At 35.8% G+C, this 3069-nt stretch carries 2 protein-coding genes; both read right to left on the bottom strand.

Annotated features, from left to right (window positions below; all coding sequences use genetic code 11):
• Positions 1-143: 143 nt before the first annotated feature.
• Entirely contained in the window at positions 144-752 is a 609-nt protein-coding gene (locus V5298_RS20275) for an ABC transporter ATP-binding protein (RefSeq protein ID WP_332933228.1), read from the bottom strand.
• Positions 753-1995: 1243 nt separating this feature from the next.
• Positions 1996-2883 (bottom strand): signal peptidase I, encoded by an 888-nt coding sequence (gene lepB / locus V5298_RS20270; protein WP_332933227.1) that lies wholly within the window; start codon positions 2881-2883, stop codon positions 1996-1998.
• Between the last annotated feature and the right edge of the window lie 186 nt (positions 2884-3069).

The raw sequence follows: 3069 nt of genomic DNA, 5'->3' as shown, positions 1-3069 counted from the left end.
AGCGCTCAATTTTTAGACGGGTAATGCAACGTCTCGATCAAGACCTAAATTGCAGGACTTATTCGCAGTTTCCCTAATATGACGACTCTTAATGCCATCTGACATATCTCTCCGGTTGTAGGGTTTATTGCTTTTCTGAAATATTAAAGGTTGATTAGTTCATCATTAAAATTTTTCGTGAAATTCGTATCGTGACTTGACATAATAATAATATGGCCTGATTGACGATTCATATTTAAGTGTTTTATTAATACTTCGTGGCTTTCAGCATCTAAACCATTGGTCGGCTCGTCTAGAATAATCACTGGAGAATCAACTGTTAAAGCAACTAATAAGAAAATCTTCTTTTTGGTGCCAAACGATATCGCACGTAGCGGAGTATCAAGGTGCTTTTTCAAGCTAAACTCTTGAAAGATCTCGGTTTCATAGAAGTCGAACGATACTTTTTTGATTTTTTTTATTAACTTATAAAACTCTCTAATGGTCATAAAGTTATAAAAGTCTGGCTTGTCGGGAATGAAAATACCATCTTTAATAATATTGAACGGTTTTTTGATACCACCCACTTGGTAATTTACCTCACCTTCGTCCGGGGATGTTGTCGTGCTTACTATAGACAACAGCGTAGATTTTCCTACGCCATTTTGACCTGTCACCAGCGTCACTCCAGGACGGAATATATAACAAAAATTTTCAAAAACTTTTTTCCTGCCAAAGGTGACGGAAATGTTGCTAACTTCTAGAAGATCCATAAAATAAACCACGCTATCAAGGATAAAAATAGAAAATGGAGTATTTTCCGATTTCGGCTATTAATAGTAAGTAGAAAGCAAGAAAGTGCTAATACAGGTAATGGGACTATAATGAAAAATAAGCTAGACAGCCATTTGTGTGTTATTGGAAAGGAATAAATGGATAGAATCTGGACGATTTCAAAGACAATAGAAATAAAGACAAAATCATGAATAACCTCAGTTGAACGTGGTGATATAGAGGCTAAAAAACATCCTATTTTATTTCTTTCGAAGCTTAGCTTCGCATATACATATGATAATGGATAGAGTGTGAATAAGGTATACATCCATATTATTTTTGTGTTTTCTCCTTCTAATGATAGCAGTGAATGATAAAAAATCTCATAGAAAAATATTAACGTGAATCCTATACCTATTGACGAGAAAAAATTCCCTCTTAGCAAAATGCCAACTCGTAATGTTTGATGGCCACCGATAAAATATGGATACTTACTAAGCGTAAAGTAACTATTAAAGAAATTTAAGATCTTAAATTGATGGGCGCCCCGTCTATATATTCGAGAATGCAAGAAGATCAATATAGCAGTATTTGTGATAGAAATAACAACCGCTTCGCTTAAATAGGAATATATAATTAGCTGAACAAAAAATATCGGTAACAAAAAATATTTTCTTTCATGCATTAATGATAAAATAAAAGAGATATTTAAGGCAATGAATATAATTTTTAGAATAATAAAAATATTAACTATGTTGGGTGAAAGCATCACTCCTGCCAAAATCCACGCAAGAATAAACCAGTTGGTAACGAGAAAAAATATTGCTCTTGAAATAAACACTGACAAACCATCAAAAATACTGGCGATATAATTTGTATTGTATGCAACAGGCAGAATTTTAGCTTGAATCAAATAGCTGAATAGCAGTATTACGTTGAAAGCTAGAATCGATATCAACGATGATAGCTGTGACGTAGCTAACAGTGCATTAGAAGAATTGATCAACAAGTGAAAGAAACTTTTCACGTCTCGAGGCATCAATATCACAAGCAAAAAGGCTATAAAAAGACCTCTACTAACTTTTATCGTTAACAGATTAGCTCGATATTGCTGCATGTCATTGAGAAAAATCCACATCCAATTGTGATCCAAGTTAAACCTTCGGTTAATACAGCAAGGTATGCAAAACGACCAAATCAATACTCTTCCCTTCCCTTGTCTTGGTGTAAACAGGTTATTTATTATTTTATGCTACCGAAACGCTCAAATCGGATTCCAGTTGGGATCCAGCCTGGTAGCCAACTATATGAATTTCTGCTAAATTCAAAGCTTATCCAAATGGCCACGGCTTTACCAACGAGGTTTTCTTCTGGTACAAAGCCCCAATAACGGCTGTCTGAACTATTATCACGGTTGTCTCCCATGGCAAAATACTGACCTGGCGGAACAACCCACTCATTTTGTTCAGTTCCTTCCTGCGAGAAGAACATTCCGGAATTAATCTGCTGTGATGGATTGATAAGAATATAGTGGTAAACGTTGCCAAGTTGCTCATTGAAAAGCTCAAGTGGATAGTCGCCTTGGTAAAACTTCCCGCGATTGACAAATTTCTCACTTACCCGTTTCATAGGCTCACATTTATCTTTATCGTGACAGGCTGGTTTAAGAAATATCTTTTTATTACTGTAGACAACTGTATCTCCAGGCAAGCCTACAATGCGTTTAATGTAGTCTATGCTTGGATCTAACGGATACTTAAATACTGCTACATCTCCACGTTTTGGTTCACCTGTATTTATAATTTTGCTACGCCAAACAGGATCTCTTAAGCCATAAGCAAATTTCTCCACTAAGATAAAATCCCCCACCAGTAGGGTTGGTATCATTGAGCCAGAAGGAATCTGAAAAGGTTCAAATATAAACGAGCGGAGAATTAATACAAATGTAATGATTGGGAATAATTGTTTGGCGGTATCAACCAGATAAGGCTCATCGGCCACTTTAGCAACCCGATGAGTTGTCAATAGTTTTTCTTTACGTTTAGGGGCAAGGAAGAGGGAATCAACCAGCCAGATTAAACCACTTACTATTGTAACCAGGGTCAATAAAATTGTAAAATAATTTGACATCTACCTTCCTAGTTTTTTGTATCCTGAACCATTAGGTTTTAATTAAAAAAATGTGATACTGATATGTCCCATATTATGCTTCTCCCTTTAAGCGACTGTAAGATCTGGCTAGGGAAACTGCGAATAAGTCCTGCAATTTAGGTCTTGATCGAGACGTTGCATTACCCGTCTAAAAATTGAGCGCTA

Origin of the sequence: Alteromonas sp. 14N.309.X.WAT.G.H12, assembly GCF_036697315.1 — a bacterium.
Classification (GTDB): Bacteria; Pseudomonadota; Gammaproteobacteria; order Enterobacterales; family Alteromonadaceae; genus Alteromonas.
This window is presented reverse-complemented; position numbering and strand designations above follow the sequence as displayed.